The organism is Arenimonas fontis, from assembly GCF_008386465.1.
GTDB classification, from domain to species: Bacteria; Pseudomonadota; Gammaproteobacteria; order Xanthomonadales; family Xanthomonadaceae; genus Arenimonas; species Arenimonas fontis.
The window spans coordinates 1-1,202 of the sequence record NZ_VUOD01000022.1; the positions used below are offsets into that span (position 1 = coordinate 1).

At 64.1% G+C, this 1,202-nt stretch carries 1 protein-coding gene; it reads left to right on the plus strand.

Features of this window, described 5'->3' with window-relative positions; genetic code table 11:
• Positions 1-73: 73 nt before the first annotated feature.
• Positions 74-1,188 (plus strand): IS3 family transposase gene (locus tag F0415_RS12525; protein WP_188310389.1). Its coding sequence is split into 2 segments (ribosomal slippage): positions 74-326 and positions 326-1,188, totalling 1,116 coding nucleotides; the frame shifts between segments, so codons are not numbered across the junction.
• The last annotated feature ends 14 nt before the right edge of the window (positions 1,189-1,202 follow it).

The following is a 1,202-nucleotide window of genomic DNA, read 5'->3' on the forward strand; positions in this document are numbered from 1 at the left end:
CGTAAGCTTCCCCGGTCGGTAGACACCCAATAAGTAGAACTTTCTGGCATCTTTTCCCAGCCAGGAGGTTTGCATGAAGAAGTCGAAGTTCACCGAGACCCAGATCATTGCCGTGCTCAAGCAGGGCGACGCCGGGGTGCCGATCAAGGACCTGTGCCGCCAGGCCGGGATCAGCTCGGCGACCTACTACCAGTGGAAGTCGAAGTATGGCGGCATGGAGGCGTCCGAGCTGCGGCGCGTGAAGGAGCTGGAGGCCGAGAACGCCAAGCTCAAGCGGATGTACGCCGAGCAAGCCCTGGATATCGCCGCGATGAAGGACCTGATCGCAAAAAAACTGTAGGGCCGGCGCAGAAGCGCGAGGCGGTGCGCTTCCTTCTGGAGGAGCACCAGCGGCCGCTGCGCCGGTCCTGCGACATGGTCGGGCTATCCCGCGCGGCGTGGTACCGGCCGCCGCTTGACTGGACGGTCCGCGACGCGGAGATCATCTCGGCGCTGGCCGAGCTGGTCAAAGACCGGCCGGCCCGGGGCTTCTGGAAGTGCCGGAAGCTGCTGAGGCGGCGCCGGCCGGAATGGAACCACAAGCGGATCTATCGGGTTTACAAGGCCATGGGATTGAATCGCCGCCGCGCCGCCAGGCGCCGCCTCCCCAAACGTGAGCGCGCGCCGCTCTACGTGCCGCGGACGCCGGATTCGGTGTGGTCCGCGGACTTCATGTCCGATGCGCTGGCCTGCGGCCGGCGATTCCGGACCTTCAATGTCGAGGATGACTTCAACCGCGAGGCGCTGCACATCGAGGTCGATACCTCGATCTCGTCGCTGCGCCTGGTCCGCATTTTCCAGCGGCTTCGGCGCGAGCGTGGTCTGCCGCAGGTGCTGCGGACGGACAACGGGCCGGAGTTCCTGGGCGAAGCCTTCACCGAATGGGCCAAGGACCAGGGCATGGCGATCCAGTACATCCAGCCCGGCCAGCCCAACCAGAACGCCTACATCGAGCGGTTCAACCGCACGTTCCGCGAAGAAGTGCTCGACCAGTACCTGTTTAGGCGCCTCGAGGACGTCCGCGAGGCCGCATGGTGGTGGATGATCGAATACAACGAGCAACGACCCCACGATTCCCTCGGCGATATGACGCCCGCCGAGGTCCGCCAGCAATACGAGGAAAGTTCTACTTTTGCATTGTGTGCTTGACGGGGAAGCTTACG